The sequence below is a fragment of the Pseudoalteromonas sp. CO325X genome (genome assembly GCF_004208955.1).
GTDB lineage: Bacteria > Pseudomonadota > Gammaproteobacteria > Enterobacterales > Alteromonadaceae > Pseudoalteromonas > Pseudoalteromonas ruthenica.
Genome location: NZ_SGPG01000001.1, coordinates 196,946 through 214,893, shown reverse-complemented (window position 1 = coordinate 214,893; position 17,948 = coordinate 196,946). Strand labels below are relative to the sequence as shown.

The window sequence follows — 17,948 nt, the reverse complement described above, 5'->3', positions numbered from 1 at the left end:
AACTAAGATTAGTAAACGCCAAATTTATGCAAAACATCCGCTAAAGCATCTGTTTTTACCGGTTTATTAATGAATCCAAGGGCGCCGAGTTGCGCTGTGCGCTGCTTCATTTGCGACTGTACGTCGGCAGAAATAACCACTACGTAGGTTTCTATTTTGCGTATGCGCATTTGTTGTAATACCCCGATACCGTCAATTTTCGGCATGGTGAGGTCTAAACAGAGAAGATCAAAGTGTTGTTCGCTCATTAGCGTCAGTGCATGTTCACCATCTGTAGCGTGCGTCACCGCGCAAGGCAAAATAGACATAACCGCTTTGCTCGCTTGTTTTCGAGCCATTACGGAATCGTCACAGACTAACACCTGAAAAGCCATTACTACGCCATTTGAGGGTAAAACTTATATCAGTAGGTTATACCATAGCTATAAACAAATCTTAACACCGCAGGCCACAGATTTTTGTTAATCTGCAGTCTTTAAGCTATTATTTTATTTATTTTTTCAAGAATCTTGGCTAGCTTTAGGTTTTTGAAGCCAATGGCGAATTTAGGGCTGATAATTGACGTTTTATCATCGCTTTTTCATGGTTTATACAAGGGCTCTGTACTCGTATGTTGCATAATAGTTTGTCGAAGAAGCTCCTAACCAGTGTTTTGTCGGTGTATTTTTTACTCACATTTGTTGTCACTTGCGGCCAAATCTTTGCTGAGTACTTGAATACCAAAAACTACATACGCGATGAACTACAAACACTGCAAAAGACCTTTAGTGGCAGCCTTACCCGCGCAATTTGGGAATTAAATACTGATCAAAGTATTACCATCGCCGAAGGGTTAATTGCTATCCCTATGGTTGAAGGAATTATTGTCCGTGATGACAGCGGCGAAGTGATCTCTCAACTCGGGCGCTCCCTAGACATTCGCGAGCTCTACTCGCAACAATTAGTGCAAGATGCTTCTATCATAGAAGATACTCCCTCCGGATTATTTGGTTACACCTTTCCGTTAATTTTTGAGTTTTCTGGGCGCGCCACCCAAGTGGGTGATGTCACACTTTTTTCCAGCCGAGATGTGGTTGTCAGCCGTATTATCGTGTCAATCTATCTTCTGGTCGGCAACGCCATGATCAAAACCGCGTTTTTGATCTTATTGTTTTTATTGGCTTTTCGTAAACACCTCACCCATCCGCTCAATCAACTTACCGAGCAGATTGAAAGCCTCGAGCTAGATGACTTAGAAGGGACAAGAATAAACCTCGATAGTAATGAAAAAAACGAGTTGAATGTCATGGCGCAGTCATTCAACAACATGATCAATAAAGTAGTCGAGTATCGCAATAAACTGGAACACACCCAAAAAGAGTTATTGAAAAGCAATGAAAAACTGGACCAGCAAAACTTACAGCTGGAGCAAGAGGTAGCAAGAAAAACCTCAAACCTAAGCCAAGCGATGATGGACTTGCAGCAGCAGAAATATGAGCTGGAAAAACAAAAGCTCAACTTAACAGAGGAAATTGAACTGCGCCGTCATACCGAGCAAGAGTTGCTAACCAAGCAAAGCGAGATGCAGCGTTATGTCGATGAGCTCAATTTGGCCCAAGAGCGCTTGCTTGGCTCGGAGAAAATGGCAGCGCTGGGTGGTTTAGTCGCTGGCATCACTCATGATATCAACACGCCTGTGGGAATAGGTGTTACCGCAACCTCCTTCTTACAAGAGCGTCTCGATGCCATTGAGCATGCTTATAAAGAAAAAACACTTTCTCCGAAAGCGCTAGAAGAGTTTATTAAAGATGCGAAGCAAAGTACTGAACTGCTCACTTCAAACCTTGCCCGTGCCTCAGAATTAGTTGCCAGCTTTAAACAAATAGCGGTCGATCAGGCCAGTGAAGCGGTACGCACCATAAACTTTAAAGAGTACTTGGGCGAGGTGATTCGCTCACTGCACCCAAAAATTAAGAAAACTCAACACCAGGTGGATGTAAATTGCCCCGATAACTTGGTGCTCAATTTACCTGCTGGTGCTATTAGCCAAATCTTCACTAACCTAATTATGAACTCACTCATTCATGGCTTTGAAGGTGTCGAAAAGGGCACTATCACTATTGATGTGAGCGAAAATGATGGCCTAGTGGATATCAACTATCGTGATAATGGTCGTGGTGTTGATGCCGAACAACTAGATAAACTGTTTGACCCCTTCTTTACCACCAAACGTGACCAAGGCGGCAGCGGTCTGGGCACTCATATCACCTTCAATTTGGTTAAACAAACCTTGGGGGGCGAGATTGAAGTGAGCAGCGAGCCAGGCCAAGGTTTGCAATATCGAATTACTATTCCAAAAGACCTACCAAAGCCAATGCAAATGTTTAATTAGTAAGGTGACTCCTGCTATGATGGCGCCACATTTAATTCGAGCCCACAGCTCAACGGAAGTAAAACTATGTGGTTTAGCAACCTTATCTGTTATCGCTTTAAGCAAGACATCAGTTACCAACAAGACGATTTTGAAAAAGCCCTAGAGCAAGACGTATTCCGCCCCTGTGGCAGCCAAGACATGCATACCTTTGGCTGGACCAAGCCGTTTGGCAAACATGGTCAGATGCTCAGTCACTTCTCGCAAAGTACTGTTTTAGTGTGCGCTAAGCGGGAAGAAAAAGTACTGCCTCCTGCGGTCGTCAACGAGATGGTGCAGGAAAAGGTCGATCATTTAGAAGCTGAAGAAAACCGCCGCGTTAGCAAAAAAGAAAAAGATGAGCTAAAAGAAAACATTTTGCATTCTTTGCTGCCGCAAGCATTTAAGAAGTCTAGCCTCCAATTTGCTTTTATTGATATGGAAAATGGCTGGGTTGTGGTCAATAGTGCCAGCTTTAATAAAGCAGAAGAGTTACTTGCGTTATTGCGCAAGTCATTAGGTACATTGCCTGTTGTGCCAGCGTTTGCAAATTATGATCTTGGCTTATTTTTAACGTCGTGGTTGAAGGAGTTCAACGCTCCAGAAGGCTTCGCGATTGGCTTAGACGCCGAGTTGCAAGAGCAAGATGACAATGGGGCACAAGTGAAGTTTAAAGGCCATGATCTATCCAGTGATGAGGTTAAAAACCACTTAGATAATGGCAAAGAGGTCACTAAGCTGGCGCTGGAGTATCAAGAACGAGTGAAGTTCTTATTGCAAAATGATGGCTCTATTAAACGCGTCAGTTATGCCGATACGTTAAAAGAAGAAAACGCCGATATTCCTAAAGAAGACATGGCAGTAAAGCTTGACGCAGACTTTATTCTTGCCTCGGAAGAAATCAAACAACTCCTTGATGCCTTGACCAATCAATTAGGCGATGCCGAGGATCTGTAAGTACAATGCATAACTGAAAAAGGAGCCTGAGGCTCCTTTTTTTAACTGAATATTTCTCTTATATCACCCACGACTTCCTGATACTCATCGTCAGCAAATATTTCCACAGATGGAATAATCCCTTTATCGACATAAACATTCAGTGCGGACGACTTATCTGACACTTGTAAAATGCCCTCCATGATCGCGCCCATGCGGATGAAATCGACAAACTCCACCTCTTTAGGGCGATAATTAGGATCGGCCCAACACTTTGCCACTTCTACGAATTCATCAGAGAAGTCCCAAGCGGTTAAAATAGCAGCACCAATGCGCCCTGCTAGTTTTTGAATGGCATGAGCTAAAAAACTCGGATTAGCAAACACCTCTGGGTGCTTCTCAGCCTCGGTGAGAATAGGCAAAATACCAATATTGTAGGTCAGTGCTGCCAAGGTGATAGTTTCGGTATTAATCGTGTCATGACGCTGTTGCTTGCGAAAATTCTGCACCAGCGCTATCGAATGGCAGGCAACACGAATTGTCTTTTGCCATGCCTTATCCATATAGCCTTTGATCAGCTCATGCTGAGAGACGAAGAGCTGCTCCATCGCCATCGCTGTGGCGATATTTTTTATCTGCCTTAGTCCAATGCGCGTAACGGCTTGGTTTATAGTTGTCACCTTCACCGAGCGACTCATCAAGGCGCTATTCGCAACTTTGATCATCCGCGCTGCTAAAGCAGGATCATTGGCGATCACGTCCGCCATATCATGTAAGGTTATATCCGGGTCATCTGCAGCGTTACGCACTCGAAGTGCCACTTCCGGCAAGGTTGGCAGCACCAAAGTATCGTTATTTATGCGGTCAACCAAGATGGTCAGCAAAGCGTTTTCTGTGGACATGTCGCCAGTATCCTTTATGTCAGCAAAGCCGTTTTTTCTTATAAATTAGCTATAAGTTACCGATAAAGTTTAGAAAGTGATAGCGCAATTGCCCATTTATTTACAAAAAATAATTACCTATGTTCCCATAATCATTATTGCCAGCCAGCCCTTGAGTTGCTTTAATGCCCAACAACACGGGGCTCTCCCCCGCTATAACCGAACAATAAACTCTCTCAATGGACTGTGTTTTTTGTCTTACTTTACAGTCCAATAACGAGTTACACCGAAAGAGGATCCCATGAGTAAATTGTCGAAAATTTCTCAAGCACTGCTTATTAGCTCTGTATTCGCACTTGGCGCCTGCTCCAAGCAACCACAGTCAACTACTGAACAAACAGCGGCGAGCGCACAACCAAGCAGTGGCCCTGAATTGATAAATATTGAACGCGAGCGGCTTAACATTTACACCGATTTTGAGCTCAATACCGACTTGTCACACCTAAGCGGGAATCAGCAAAAAATGCTCGCTAAACTGATTGATGCCTCAAAAATTATGGACCAACTGTTTTGGCGTCAGGCTTTCGGTGGCGAGCAACAAGATTTCTTAGCGAGCCTAGATGATGAACAAGTGCGTCACTTTGCCAAGATTAACTATGGTCCTTGGGATCGCTTAAACGGCGATCAGCCTTTTTTAAGCGGCTTTGAGCACAAACCAGCAGGAGCTCAATTTTACCCAGCTGATATGACAAAAGAAGAATTAGAGCAAAGCAGTGTAAAAGATAAAACAGGCCTTTATTCCATCATCAAACGCGATGACAATGGTGAGCTTTACAGTGTGCCTTATTCAGTAGAATACGCCCAAGCATTGGAAGCTGCCGCAGATTTGCTGCGCCAAGCGAGCGAATTGGCCGATAACAAAGAATTCGCTAACTACTTGAGTATGCGTGCCGATGCCTTGCTAAGTGATGACTATCAAGCCTCTGATTTTGCTTGGATGGATATGAAAAATAACCCCATTGATGTGGTTATTGGCCCAATCGAAACCTATGAAGATCAACTGTTCGGTTATCGTGCGGCTTTTGAATCCTATGTTTTGGTCAAAGACATGGCCTGGAGTGAGCGTTTAGCAAAATTTGCGCAATTCCTTCCGGAGCTACAAAAAGGTCTGCCCGTGGCGGAGCAATATAAGCAAGAGGTTCCTGGTTCAGACGCTGACCTTAATGCGTATGATGTCATCTACTATGCTGGCCACTCCAATGCTGGCAGCAAAACCATAGCTATCAACCTGCCCAATGATGAGCAAGTGCAACTGGAAAAAGGCACTCGCCGCCTGCAACTTAAAAATGCCATGCGCGCTAAGTTCGACAAAATCCTCATGCCCATTGCCGCTGAGCTAATTGTGCCCGAGCAGCGCAAACATATTACCTTCGATGCCTTTTTCGCTAACACCATGTTCCACGAAGTGGCGCATGGCCTAGGTATTAAAAACACCATTACCGGTAAAGGCACCGTACGCCAGTCGCTTCAAGAGCACGCGAGTGCATTGGAAGAAGGTAAGGCGGATATCCTGGGCTTGTATATGGTTGAGCAGCTATTGAATAAAGGCGAGATTACCGAGGGTACGTTAGAAGATTACTATGTCACCTTTATGGCTGGAATCTTCCGCTCTGTGCGTTTCGGCGCATCCAGCGCGCACGGTAAAGCTAATATGATCCGCTTTAACTTTTTCAAACAAGAAGGCGCGTTCTCCAAAGATGAAAACGGCCTATATCAGGTAAATATGGATAAGATGGCTGCAGCCATGAGCAAGCTATCGAATTTAATTCTTACCCTGCAAGGTGACGGTGACTATCAGAAGGTCGACCAACTCGTTGCTACCATGGGTGAAATTAAACCTGAACTGGCCGCTGATTTAGAAAAGCTCAGCAAAGCGAATATCCCTGTGGATGTCGACTTCATCCAGGGCAAAAAGGTATTAGGCTTAAACTAAGACTGTATTTATAGACGATATAAAAACAGCGCCTTTCGGCGCTGTTTTTTTTATAGCTGCAAATTCTCTTTAATCTGTTGAATTTGCGCTTCAGTGTAAGGTCTAGGTGGGTGTACCCCCCACACCGGTTTGGGCCATGCGGGGTCTTGCTCAAAGCGAGCAATATGATGAATGTGTAACTGCTCAACCATGTTTCCTAAAGCAGCAACATTTAACTTTGCTGGTTTGAACACTGTTTTTAACATACAGCTAAGCTTCGCCGATTCACGTCCTAACACGATTTGGTCACGATCACTTAAATCAATGATCTCTTTTAATCCGCTTTTGCGCGGTACCAGAATAAACCAAGGGTACTGGCTGTCATTCATTAACAACACTTTACACAACGGCCAATCCGCCAATTCAATACAATCTCGTTCCAACTCTGGTGCTAATGCAAACATAGCATCCTCCTGTTGCTGCAAGTTTAGTGGCATAAAGTTGCGCTTATGACAGTGCATCAGTACCATCAACGCATCACTACAACAATAAGGTTTACCCGTGTCTAATACAACCAAATACTTATCTGTTGCCTTGGCTGCAAGCTTAGCCTGCGGCGCAGCGACTGCCAAAGAGCTGACGCTCGAGCGCATTTTTGACGACCCTAGTTTAGCTGGTAAAGCGCCTGTAAAGCTTAAGTTTTCTCCAGATGGTAGCCGCGTTACCTACTTGCAAGGAAAGAAAGAAGACTACAATCGCTACGACCTATGGGAATACAATCTCAAAGACAACAGCAACCGCATGTTAGTCGATTCGCAAGCATTGTTCTCAGGGCCGGAAAATCTCTCTGATGAAGAAAAAGCGCGCCGTGAGCGACAACGTATTTTTGGCCGTGGAATTTTGGAGTATACCTGGTCCAAAGACGGGCAAGCGTTGCTTTTCCCACTCAATGGGGACTTGTATTACTATCAACTGGCCAGTGGCGAAAGCCGTAAGCTCACCGATACCGAAGCGTTTGAAACCGACGCGCGATTCTCACCGAAAGGCAATTTTGTCTCTTTTATCCGCGACCAGAATTTATATGCCTTAGAACTGGCCAGTGGTAAAGAAATCCAGCTCACTGAAGATGGCGGCGGCGTTATTAAAAATGGCATGGCTGAGTTTGTGGCGCAGGAAGAAATGAGCCGCATGACTGGCTACTGGTGGTCCGGTGATGAACAAAAAATAGCCTTTACCCGTATCGATGAGAGCCCCGTAGAAGAGGCGATTCGCAACGAGATTTATGCCGACGAAGTGAAACTATTTAACCAGCGCTATCCCTATACTGGCACCGACAATGTGGCCATAGAGCTAGGCGTTGTCCATATTGATGACAAACAGGTTGATTGGATTGATTTAGGCACCGACAAGGATATTTACATTGCCCGTGCAAAATGGCTCAAAGACAATCACACTCTGTCTTATCAATGGCAAAACCGCTCGCAGCAAGAGCTCGAGCTGCGCTTTTATGATAGCGCCGAAAAAACCCAACGCGTGGCCGTCAAAGAGAGCAGTGATACATGGATTAACCTGCACTTTGATTTGAAGTTTTTGCAAGATAAAGAGCACTTTATCTGGGCGTCAGAGCGCGATGGTTATAAGCACCTTTACCTGTACAAGGCCGATGGCACACTGGTACGCCAAATCACCCAAGGGGATTGGATTGTTGAGTCATTAAAAGGCGTTGATGAGCAAAATGGCGTCGTGTATTTTGCCGGTCGCAAAGACACGCCGCTGGAAAGCCATTTGTATAGCACTCCCCTATTTGAAGCTGGTGAGATTACGCGCATCACCGCAGCGGGTGAATATCATAACGTCGTTCTTGCAGAGGATAGCAAGACCTTTATTGACCGAGCCTCGTCGGTAAACCGCCCTCCCTATGTTGCACTGCGTAAAACCAATGGCGACTTTGTCACTTGGTTAGAGCAAAATGCCATTGATGAACAGCACCCACTCAACCCATACACCAGCGACTTAGTAGAGCCTGAGTACGGCACCATAAAGGCACAAGACGGTCAGGTAATGCACTACCGCCTGTTCAAGCCACGCAAACTGAATAAAAAGCAAAAGCACCCGGTCATTGTCAATGTATATGGCGGCCCACATGCACAGCGAGTTACCAACAGCTGGCGCAGTAAAAACCTATACTTTCAATACATGGTGCAACAAGGCTATGTGGTATTTCAGCTGGATAATCGCGGCTCCTACAATCGCGGAAAGCGCTTTGAAGACGTGATCTACAAACACCTTGGTGAAAGTGAGGTGCAGGATCAAATTAAAGGCGTCGAGTTTTTACGCACCTTAGATTACGTAGACCCGCAGCGCATAGGTATTTATGGCCATAGCTACGGCGGTTACATGGCGTTAATGGGGATGTTTAAAGCTGGCGATTATTTCAAAGCCGGTGTATCTGGAGCCCCAGTTACCGACTGGTCGTTGTATGATACTCATTACACAGAGCGCTATCTTGGCCACCCAAAAACTAATGCCAAGGGCTATGAACAAAGCGCGGTCTTTCCATACAGCGATGGCCTCAAGGGCCCGCTCATGATTTATCATGGCATGGCTGATGACAACGTGCTCTTTACCCACGCCACTAAGCTGTTTAAACAGCTACAAGACAAGGCGTTGCCGTTTGAAATGATGACCTACCCAGGCTCGAAACATAGCTTGCGAGGTAAAAAGGTACAAACGCACCTGCATCACACCATTACCGACTTCTTTAACCGCCATTTTGATATGGCTCAAGAGTAAGTTCCTACGCTTCAATCAGGCCGGCTTCTGCTGGCCTGATTTCTTTTACAATCTACTGAAAATCCATACTTATTTTTAGGCTCACTCACTTAGAATCGACTAAACTCATAGCATTACCTCGTTCCAAGGATTTGTTATGCAGCAACTTCGTCGCCTTAGTATTTATCAACGCCTGATTGCGCTACTCTTTCTTGCCCTACTCGGTATCATCATCTTAGTCGCGACCTCACTGACTAACCAATACAGCTCTTTGCTGGATGGGCAACATGAGAAAACGCGCAACCTAGTAGAAAATGCACACAGCATCGCGGCGTATTACCACCAACAAGCACAAACGAGCGCCCTCACGGATGAGCAAGCGAAAGTTGCCGCTAAAGATGCCATTCGCGCTTTGCGCTATGGTGATTCCAATTATTTTTGGATCAATGACACCAGCCCGACCATGGTCATGCACCCGTTTAAGCCGCAGCTCGAAGGCAAGTCATTAGCTAACACCGCCGACCCCGATGGCGTGAAACTATTCGTGCAAATGGCTGAGCTGGTCGAGCGTCAAGGTGAAGGCTTTGTGCCCTACAAGTGGCCAAAGCCAGGAAAAGATCAACCTGTCGATAAAATAGCGTTCGTTAAGGGGTTTGAACCCTGGGGCTGGGTGATTGGCTCCGGCGTTTATATTGATCACATTGAGGACACGTTTGCACGTAGCAAAACAATTCTTATCCTCGAGGGCGTTGTGATTCTCGCGGTGCTGTTAGTGATGGGCTATTTAATAGCACAAAGTGTGATGGGGCCTATTCGTCACGCAGCAGACATGATGAAAGATATAGCGCAAGGTGAGGGAGACCTAACCCAGCGTTTAGACAGCAGCGGCAATGACGAGGTCTCTCGCCTTGCCAGGCACTTTAATGATTACACCGAAAAGATGCGCCAATCCATAGAAGCGGTCAATGAGCAAGCCAATAAAGTGAGTGAGCATGTGGCGCAACTACAATCGACGGCCCAGCAAAATCAACATCATATTGAGCTGCAGAGCGACAGCTCAGCACAAGTGGCCACAGCAATGGAACAGGTAAGTCACCAAGTGAAAGACATCAGTGATTATGCCAATAACGCCGAGCAAGCTAGCAACGAAGCGAACAGTTATGCAGATCAAGTAAAATCAGTGGTTCATAACACAGTGAATGCGATCACCCGTTTAAGCACACAAATTGAACAAGTCGCTGAGGTGGTGCAGCAGTTAGCCAGCCAAAGTAATAATATTGGCAGTGTACTGGATGTGATTCGCGGCATTTCCGAGCAAACCAACCTTTTGGCGCTCAATGCCGCCATAGAAGCGGCGAGAGCCGGCGAGCAAGGCCGTGGGTTTGCAGTTGTTGCTGATGAGGTGCGCACGCTAGCCAGCCGCACAGGCCAAAGCACCGATGAAATTCAAGCTATGATTGAGCAGTTGCAACAAGGTGCGGAAAAAGCTGTGCAGGCCGTACAAAACAGCCAACAGATCTCGGACAATACTGTTGAGTCCACCGCGAATACCACCGAAGCATTGGATGAAATCAACCGCTTGGTTGACTCTATCCGGGAAATGAACGCTCATATCGCCCGCGCCACTGAGCAACAAAATGACGCCTCTAGCGAAGTGTCGCAGCGGCTCAATGATTTAGCCCATGCAACCAATGAGTCGCTCTCCAGCACACAGGTTATGAACCAGGCGAGTAACGAACTAGAACAGGCCAGCCAAACACTCGACAGTATAGTTAAGCGCTTCAAAATATGAAGTCATCGCTCTCCGGTCATAAAAAGGCCGCCCAACGGCGGCCTTTTTAGCTTAACAATACCGGCTATTGCTGCCAGCGTTAGCGACAGTATTTAGCAAATAAGCTTGCTACCGTAGCCGCAGTTGGTTTTCCGTGCTGCCAATCGCCGCCTTCCACACCACTGCCGGCAATATCCATATGTACATAAGGAAGCGGCTGCTCGCTATCTAAGCCATGCTTATCTAACCCACCCACAATCGCCAAAAAGGCCATCGGGAACTGGTGGCCCCGAGCAGTGACTGCCGATGCGGCATTATTACTGGAAAGCACATCGTCAGCTAAGGTGCGTGGTTGCACAAAATCATAGTCTTCGCGACGCGAACGCGATACCTCGGCGCAATCGGCCCATAAGTCACCCTGCTCCACCAATTGCTGTGAGAGCTGCACTTTACGCGCTGGACCATTTTCAACATAGGCACTATAAGGCCCCACAGCTCGGGCGGCATGCCCGGTGAGAGTAGCAACGGTAAAGAGCTCAGGATTCACCTCGCCTTTGGCCACTTCCTTAGCCTCACTGAGTAAATCACCCATTGCCAAGCGGCCCTCAGCATCGGTATTACCAATGCGCACGCGAACGCCTTCACGGCTGGTAATAATTTCATCAGGAACAAAGCAATCCGAACCAATGGAATTACGAACCACGGCCAAATAAGCAATTACTTTGACTCCTTTAGGCTGTGCTTCAGCGACGGCTTTCATAAACCCAGCGACAGATGCGGCACCGCCTTTATCGCGACTCATGCCGGCCATAAAGCCACCAACTTTTAAGTCCGCACCACCGGTATCGTAAACAAGGCCTTTACCAACAAAGATCAACGTGCGTTCAACATTGCCTTCAGGCACATAGGCCATTTTTACCACGCGTGGGTGATGACGCTCTACCGCATAGGATGCGCGAGCAACGGTACTAAGCAATGGATACTCTTTATCAATCGTCGCGATATCACTGATCACATCCACCTTCACCGCAGTACCAGCAAAAGCCTCGACACAATAATCAGCGAAGCGAGGCGGCGCCATACGCTCTGGCTCAGTGCCACATAAATCGCGTGCCGCATATTGGCCAGCGGCAATCGCATTGACCTGCTTTAGTTGTTCATCTGTAGCGCCGACCAGGCTAATAGTATTCAGTGCAGAGATAGCATCGCCATGATATTCACGTGCTTCTAAGGGCTGCCATAACGCTTGGTTAGCGCCTAAAAAGGCCACTTCCAATGCGAACTCATAACCTGGACGTTGTTGAATGTTATGCACATACAAAGCCGGCTTAATTGCGCCTGCTTCCTTCGCTACGGCAATGCCTTTTTTAGCTGCTTCAAAGACACGGCGCACATCATCATAATCCCGCCCTAAAGGGCCTGTGGGAGTCATAATCAAGCGCTTACCTGGCGCTTGTTCGCTGACCAATAATGCCGGTTGCTTACCTACACGGCTATCTATCGCCGCATGAGTATTGATTTGTTCAGCATAGGCTTGGGGCAGCGCATCAAGGGAGTCACAGATAATAATAAGAGCATCGTTTTCGCTGGTTGCACTAAGTGCATCAAGGCTAGCGCAAGACGTAGCGCGTGCATAAGACATAAAAAAGGTCCTAATCTAAAACAAAGGACCTACATTATCGGTGATTTACGGGTTCTTGACTAGCGAAGCCCTGCGCCACCTTAGGGATTGTAAAGTGGCGTTGACAAGTTGTGCTTACGCTTGCTCTGAACCTTGCTGTTTTTCCCGCTTATGTTTAGCGATCACAGACCACGCCTCAAGCATGACCAACACACTAACAATAAGGACGATGGCATCGAGCACAACAAGCAACCAGTTCCCCTGTTGGTAGTACTCAGCAAGTTTAATGACCCCCGCAAAGAACGCCATAATCAATACAAAGACCATAGGGATCAGCGTGAATTTAGCCGGACGACCTGCTTTTATAAGCATCACCGAGATCACCAGTAAGGTTAAACTGGCAAGGATTTGGTTGGTAGAACCAAATAGCGGCCAAATGATCATGCCACCACTGCCAGATGCGCCACCGGCGCCAAAGGCAAGTAACAAACAACACCCCACCGCAACTAACGTAGCAACGACGCCATTTTTAAGCGCCGATATTTTATAAATGTCGCCCCACTCTTGAATAATATAACGCTGGAGACGCACACCCGAGTCCATCGTTGTGCCTGCAAATAACACCACCATTACCGCCAATAGGGTTGAAGCAACTTCGGTGGAAATACCCCAGCCACTTTCAATTAAATTAGCGCCACCGGTAATAAAAGCACTCACACTGCCAGCGCCTAAATGACTGTATATTTCATGCCACTCCTCTGGGGAAACAGCCAAGGCCACGCCACTAACGGCCACCAGCGTGATAAGCGCTAAACATCCCTCCCCTACGGCACCGAGGTATCCCACAAAGCGACCATCGGTTTCTTTATTCAGTTGTTTTGAGCTCGTTCCAGAGGACACGATGCCATGGAAGCCTGACACTGCACCACAGGCTATGGTGACAAACAACAAGGGGATAATACTGGGCGTGTCAGCAGCGGTTTGCATGTTAAACGCGGGAGCTGTGATATCAGGCATAGAAACAAAGACAGCGCCATAAAGCAGAACCAGCCCCACCAACAGCTGCATGCCGTTAATGAAGTCGCGCGGTTGCAGTAGCATCCAAACAGGTAATAACGAAGCAATCGCAGCATAAATGAAGAGAATAATGATCCAGTTGGCTTTATCCGCTAACCCAAACATTTCACTAGGCAGTGCCAGGGGCATTGAGCTGCCCATGTAAATCGTAGCGTAGAGTACGCCAACACCAATGGCACACAAAGGAATAAGCGGCATATTTCGACGCAGCAGCTGACCTATCACTAAGGCCACCACAATCGCGGACCAAGCTGGGAATACCGCATTAGGTTGCGAGACAAACGAGTTCGCAATCACCACGCCAAATACCGCATTCACCATTAACAGCACCAAAAACACCACAATCATGAATAGAGAACGCGTGCGCGAGCCTATAACTGATTCTGATAACGCCCCCATGGATTTGCCCTTGTGCCGAGCACTGGCCCATAGGGCGCCCATGTCGTGAACACCAGCAAAGAAAATAGTACCAAATACAACCCACAATACCGCAGGCACCCACCCCCAATAAACCGCAATCGCGGGGCCAACAATGGGCGCGGCCCCCGCTACCGAGGTAAAGTGGTGTCCCCACAACACCACTTTATTGGTTGGCACATAATCAACGCCGTCTTGGAGCTCATGAGCTGGAGTTACAAACTTATCGTCCATTTTGAAGATTTTTTCGGCGATAAACTTGGAATAGACGAACCAGCCAAATAGCATACCGACAATACCAAGCAAGACAATAACTACTGATTGCATAGTCTTCTCTCTTTATTTTTGTTGTCATTACAATACTCTTCGCTTTAGCAAAGTGTATTAGTCGCACGAGCACAGGCCGACGAGGCTAAGTGCCTAAAGTAGCAATTTACCTTATCAGCTTAGTTTAAAAATTCATTAACGCTTTAGTCTAAAATGCTTAACTGGGTAGCTTGTTGCTGTTGCGGTGAAATTCCAACGCCCAGGCCCAATAATCTCACCTCTGGAGTGTTGCCCCGTTGGTAGGCTTTCGCCGTTAGCGCTGCGAAAGTGTCTAGATTCAAGGCGAATCCACTTTGATCAGCGGTAGTCACCTGAAAATCGGCAAACTTTACTTTGACTGACAACTTGTTAATGGCGTTGCTAAGTTGGTTGCGCTCAAGGCGTTGTTGCAACTCCTCGAGTAAAGCGGGTAAGGCCTGGTGACATTGTAGCAATGAGGTTTTGTTATATTCGTAAGTGTGTTCAACGCTGAGTGACTTGCGAATGCGCTCGGTTTTAACTCGCCCTATTACTTCGCCTGCGCACTTTTGGTATAAGGACACACCAAAATTCCCTATATGCTGCTGCATCCAGTTTACTCCCTTATCCAGCACATCCTGGCCTTTGTATAATCCTTTCTGATGCAGCCGCTCTAGCGTCACTTTGCCAACACCGGGGATTTTTTTTAAGTCTAACTGAGCAAGAAAGTCTGGCAGTTGCTCAGGAAGAATTACGCATTGCCCATTCGGCTTATTCTCGTCGCTAGCTATTTTGGCGACAAACTTAATAGGTGCGACTCCTGCTGAGGCTGTCAGCCCAGTTTGTTGGAAGATATCTTGGCGAATTTGCTCAGCAATCAGTGTGGCACTGCCACGGCATACCTGTGCTTGAGTCACATCCAAGTACGCCTCATCTAAAGAAAGAGGCTCGATAAGGTCCGTATAACGGCTAAAAATGGCGCGAATTTGCTGTGAGATTTGCTTATAAAGTTGCATCCGCCCCGGCACAATGACTAAATCTGGGCACAATTGTTTAGCATGGTAGTTAGACATCGCCGAGCGTACGCCGTACTGACGAGCAATATAGTTCGCCGTTGATAGCACCCCACGACGGCTACGCCCGCCAATGGCCAAAGGCAGGTTTGCCAGTTCAGGATTGTCGCGCATCTCTACGGCGGCATAAAAGCAATCCATATCAATATGGATAAATTTCTTCATCGCGCTTGTGTGAGGCCTGGGCAGCCCAACAGTTTTAGGTGAAGCTATAGTGACAAAAAGTGTAAGGAAAAGCCACAAACAACTGTATAAAGCACTGTATAAATAATCAAACTAAGGTTTTGGTGCGTTATCTCTGCGCTTGCCACGTTTAAATAGTCCAAGCCAAAAAATAAGCTCGCCCACGACCGCCACCAGCACCAAGGCAATCACACCTTGGCTACTACCGATGGCATAGCACAACAGCGCCAAAGGTAAGGCCCATAGCCACAGGTACTTTCTCAGCGTCATTGATGATTCTCGTAAATGTACTTAACTCTACCTTACTCAGTGCTCGCTACGCTGTATACGAACAAAATGTAAGCAGTTATTGCTGATAGCGTACTAAACGCACAAATACATCACTACTTTTAGCATGAAGACTATTTTTACCACTGTAAAATTCATACACCCAAGCATGATCTGCCGGTGTTACTGCAGATGTGCTGGACCAGTAATTATCATTACTAGCATCTAAAAACAGGTCTAAATTTAGGCTGGGCTCAACACATCGATGCTCAACAATGGATGCGAGTTCTTTACTGTTAGGCAAGTGCCAGTCATCAAAACCGGCAAACTCATCATTAGTGGCGCTTTGCAGTGCCTGCTGCCAGTTAAGCTGTTGCGCCGCCCCAGAGCAACTTTGCAGTTCAGCATCGAACTGTTGCCCATAGCTACAACGTTGCCACATCAGCCCAGTGGCGTTATCAGTAATCGTACCATCAGTATTAATCACAAAGCGCTCTGCCGGGGTACTAGCTTGCAGATTATAACAACGCTGTTCGGCCCAAAGCGATGTACTCACCACAGCCGCCACGATTAGAAACGTATAATTCATGATCACTCCTATGGGTTGCGCACCAAACGTACGTATGCGGTATTATCTTTGGGGTAAGCCAAATCGTTACCTGAGCTCATATCAATAATAAAGGCTTGAGATAACGATTGGCCGTCAACGCTGGTGCGTGATGTCCAGTAGTTTAAATGCCCCAGTAAACTCACCGACGGGGTATGAATAAAATAGTCCGGGCTAATCATGTGTGCCTGACCATGGCGTTGATAATCCACCAAGCTCAGCAACTCAACATAGGTAGGTAGACGCCAATTAGCACCACCGCAAAAGTCGATGGCATTGACCTCATCAATATATTGTTGCACCGAGCAATCGACGTCACTAGGGCATGAGCTATTGGCTGGCGCGCGCTCACTCCCGATAAGCACGCCTCCCTCACCGTTAAGCGCCCAACTGTAGTGATTCTGACCTTCGCGCAAGTCGGTATTTGGTAAAGTGTGGGTGTTGGCTTGTTTCACTTCCCATATAAGGCCAGTGACATTATCTCGCACACAAGCAAACTCGGTGGCAGAGTCGGGCAATTCGTCGGCAAACTCATTCAGTTTAGTAAAGTCAAAGGCCATATCTCCTTTGCCCACTTTGTCTAAGCGCTGCGCTACACTGTCTCGGCCTTGCTGCGCATCTTGCCCTTGGAAGTCTGTGCTATCACAGCTGATTGCTTGGCTGTTATTAAAGCACGCGCTCATACCGGTGTCGTTAATCAGCCCCAACGCGCGACGCTGCACGCTGACAGTGACCTCATCACTTGCACTGCGGTTAAGTTCATCGCTCACCCTAACGCTAAAGCTCAGTTGTTGTGCTACATCGATGTCGGGAGCAACAAACTGCGTTTCGCACTGGCGCTCACTGGCTAGGGTGACGGCACTGCCGCTTTGTTGCTGCCAGTAACAGCTAAACTGACCACTCACCGTTTCACTATTACCGGCATTGAGAGTCACGGTATCAAACTCAGTGACCTGCTGGTCCTCCCCTGCATTGGCAATGACCACTTGCGCGGTTTTATTCAGCAGCAGGCTATACTCGGTACTCACTTGGCCGCCCTCGTCATCACTGACAAACACAGTCCACGCGAGCGTGGTATCACTATCTAGTAGCGGATGACGAAAACTTAAAGTGGCTTCATCAACAGCGCTAAACTGCAGTTGCGGGCCCTCAGTTTGTTGCCATAGATAACTCGCAATAAAGCCGTTTTCATCAGGATCGCTAGAGCCAGCCGCACTCAAGGTGACAACATCATTATATTGTGAGGGCAGTTGTTCGGGGGCAATTTGCGCTATGGCTATCTGTGGTAACTGGTTTGCTGAAGCGATATTAATGGTAAGCGTATCAGATACTAAGGTATTGTCTGGGGCCCGATAATCGACCTTAATTTGCGCCGCGCGGTCACCCTTAACGTCCGGGAGCATCAGCGCCAACTCTTGCTCTTCACTGGGTAGCCCTTCGATAGCCGGACCGGAAAGTTGTTGCCACCTGAAAGTGCCTCCGGGAGGCGACACTTGCGCGTTGATGATTAATTCTGATTTTTCTACCGCATCGCGATCAGCGCCAACATTAATACTCGCATTTTCAGTGACTTCGTCGCCACCACTGCCACCACAGGCAACCAATCCCGTGGCCAAAATGACGCTGATCGCGCTATGAATAAGTCGACCCATGATGTGCTCCCAATTATTGCATAGCGCTACCAACGCAAGTTGCTT

The 17,948-nt window shown here is 47.1% G+C and carries 14 protein-coding genes; 5 read left to right on the top strand and 9 right to left on the bottom strand.

The window, feature by feature from the left end; genetic code table 11:
- Nucleotides 1–8: 8 nt before the first annotated feature.
- Nucleotides 9–374, bottom strand: a complete 366-nt coding sequence (locus tag EXT46_RS01015; RefSeq protein WP_022943428.1) for a response regulator — start codon at nt 372–374, stop codon at nt 9–11.
- A 236-nt stretch (nt 375–610) separates the two neighbouring features.
- Between EXT46_RS01015 and EXT46_RS01010 the strand changes: the two genes are divergently transcribed.
- Both EXT46_RS01010 and rdgC read left to right on the top strand, forming a co-directional pair.
- Nucleotides 611–2,371, top strand: a complete 1,761-nt coding sequence (locus EXT46_RS01010; RefSeq protein WP_130144655.1) for a HAMP domain-containing sensor histidine kinase — start codon at nt 611–613, stop codon at nt 2,369–2,371.
- Between the two features lie 66 nt (nt 2,372–2,437).
- Nucleotides 2,438–3,346: a recombination-associated protein RdgC gene (rdgC, locus tag EXT46_RS01005; protein WP_022943426.1), complete on the top strand. Its 909-nt coding sequence runs from the start codon at nt 2,438–2,440 to the stop codon at nt 3,344–3,346.
- Between the two features lie 41 nt (nt 3,347–3,387).
- Here the strand turns inward: rdgC and EXT46_RS01000 are convergent, their stop codons facing one another.
- On the bottom strand, nt 3,388–4,227 hold the full coding sequence (locus tag EXT46_RS01000; RefSeq protein ID WP_045979301.1) for an HDOD domain-containing protein: 840 nt from the start codon (nt 4,225–4,227) through the stop codon (nt 3,388–3,390).
- Nucleotides 4,228–4,507: 280 nt separating this feature from the next.
- On the opposite strand from EXT46_RS01000, the gene EXT46_RS00995 reads away from it, so the two are divergent.
- A complete protein-coding gene (locus EXT46_RS00995; RefSeq protein WP_022943424.1) occupies nt 4,508–6,199 on the top strand; it encodes a peptidase M49 in 1,692 nt (563 codons plus the stop codon).
- Nucleotides 6,200–6,249: 50 nt separating this feature from the next.
- Here the strand turns inward: EXT46_RS00995 and EXT46_RS00990 are convergent, their stop codons facing one another.
- Nucleotides 6,250–6,642: an HIT family protein gene (locus tag EXT46_RS00990; RefSeq protein ID WP_040642941.1), complete on the bottom strand. Its 393-nt coding sequence runs from the start codon at nt 6,640–6,642 to the stop codon at nt 6,250–6,252.
- Nucleotides 6,643–6,772: 130 nt separating this feature from the next.
- Here EXT46_RS00990 and EXT46_RS00985 point away from each other — a divergent pair, with 130 nt between their 5' ends.
- Nucleotides 6,773–8,971 carry a S9 family peptidase gene (locus tag EXT46_RS00985; RefSeq protein WP_240701067.1) on the top strand — a complete coding sequence of 733 codons (2,199 nt, stop codon included), beginning with the start codon at nt 6,773–6,775 and terminating at the stop codon, nt 8,969–8,971.
- Nucleotides 8,972–9,107: 136 nt separating this feature from the next.
- Nucleotides 9,108–10,742, top strand: a complete 1,635-nt coding sequence (locus EXT46_RS00980; protein ID WP_130144651.1) for a methyl-accepting chemotaxis protein — start codon at nt 9,108–9,110, stop codon at nt 10,740–10,742.
- 79 nt (nt 10,743–10,821) lie between these two features.
- Here the strand turns inward: EXT46_RS00980 and EXT46_RS00975 are convergent, their stop codons facing one another.
- The 6 genes from EXT46_RS00975 to EXT46_RS00955 form a co-directional block, all read right to left on the bottom strand.
- Nucleotides 10,822–12,363 carry a leucyl aminopeptidase family protein gene (locus EXT46_RS00975; RefSeq protein ID WP_130144649.1) on the bottom strand — a complete coding sequence of 514 codons (1,542 nt, stop codon included), beginning with the start codon at nt 12,361–12,363 and terminating at the stop codon, nt 10,822–10,824.
- A 114-nt stretch (nt 12,364–12,477) separates the two neighbouring features.
- The gene (locus EXT46_RS00970) at nt 12,478–14,163 is read right to left on the bottom strand and encodes a carbon starvation protein A (protein ID WP_130144647.1); all 1,686 of its coding nucleotides are present in this window, start codon (nt 14,161–14,163) and stop codon (nt 12,478–12,480) included.
- A gap of 143 nt (nt 14,164–14,306) precedes the next feature.
- Nucleotides 14,307–15,359, bottom strand: a complete 1,053-nt coding sequence (gene dinB / locus EXT46_RS00965) for a DNA polymerase IV (protein ID WP_045979296.1) — start codon at nt 15,357–15,359, stop codon at nt 14,307–14,309.
- A gap of 111 nt (nt 15,360–15,470) precedes the next feature.
- Entirely contained in the window at nt 15,471–15,647 is a 177-nt protein-coding gene (locus EXT46_RS18765; protein WP_022943417.1) for a hypothetical protein, read from the bottom strand.
- 76 nt (nt 15,648–15,723) lie between these two features.
- The gene (locus EXT46_RS00960) at nt 15,724–16,233 is read right to left on the bottom strand and encodes a DUF1566 domain-containing protein (RefSeq protein WP_130144645.1); all 510 of its coding nucleotides are present in this window, start codon (nt 16,231–16,233) and stop codon (nt 15,724–15,726) included.
- An 8-nt stretch (nt 16,234–16,241) separates the two neighbouring features.
- The gene (locus EXT46_RS00955; protein ID WP_130144643.1) at nt 16,242–17,903 is read right to left on the bottom strand and encodes a DUF1566 domain-containing protein; all 1,662 of its coding nucleotides are present in this window, start codon (nt 17,901–17,903) and stop codon (nt 16,242–16,244) included.
- Nucleotides 17,904–17,948: the final 45 nt, after the last annotated feature.

Excerpts from the sequence above, each read along its gene's own strand:
- EXT46_RS00970 (WP_130144647.1), bottom strand. The coding sequence starts at position 14,163 with ATGCAATCAGTAGTTATTGTCTTGCTTGGTATTGTCGGTATGCTATTT.
- EXT46_RS00975 (WP_130144649.1), bottom strand. The coding sequence starts at position 12,363 with ATGTCTTATGCACGCGCTACGTCTTGCGCTAGCCTTGATGCACTTAGT.
- dinB (WP_045979296.1), bottom strand. The coding sequence starts at position 15,359 with ATGAAGAAATTTATCCATATTGATATGGATTGCTTTTATGCCGCCGTA.
- rdgC (WP_022943426.1), top strand. The coding sequence starts at position 2,438 with ATGTGGTTTAGCAACCTTATCTGTTATCGCTTTAAGCAAGACATCAGT.
- EXT46_RS00980 (WP_130144651.1), top strand. The coding sequence starts at position 9,108 with ATGCAGCAACTTCGTCGCCTTAGTATTTATCAACGCCTGATTGCGCTA.
- EXT46_RS00955 (WP_130144643.1), bottom strand. The coding sequence starts at position 17,903 with ATGGGTCGACTTATTCATAGCGCGATCAGCGTCATTTTGGCCACGGGA.
- EXT46_RS00990 (WP_040642941.1), bottom strand. The coding sequence starts at position 6,642 with ATGTTTGCATTAGCACCAGAGTTGGAACGAGATTGTATTGAATTGGCG.
- EXT46_RS01000 (WP_045979301.1), bottom strand. The coding sequence starts at position 4,227 with ATGTCCACAGAAAACGCTTTGCTGACCATCTTGGTTGACCGCATAAAT.
- EXT46_RS18765 (WP_022943417.1), bottom strand. The coding sequence starts at position 15,647 with ATGACGCTGAGAAAGTACCTGTGGCTATGGGCCTTACCTTTGGCGCTG.
- EXT46_RS00995 (WP_022943424.1), top strand. The coding sequence starts at position 4,508 with ATGAGTAAATTGTCGAAAATTTCTCAAGCACTGCTTATTAGCTCTGTA.
- EXT46_RS00960 (WP_130144645.1), bottom strand. The coding sequence starts at position 16,233 with ATGAATTATACGTTTCTAATCGTGGCGGCTGTGGTGAGTACATCGCTT.
- EXT46_RS01010 (WP_130144655.1), top strand. The coding sequence starts at position 611 with ATGTTGCATAATAGTTTGTCGAAGAAGCTCCTAACCAGTGTTTTGTCG.
- EXT46_RS01015 (WP_022943428.1), bottom strand. The coding sequence starts at position 374 with ATGGCTTTTCAGGTGTTAGTCTGTGACGATTCCGTAATGGCTCGAAAA.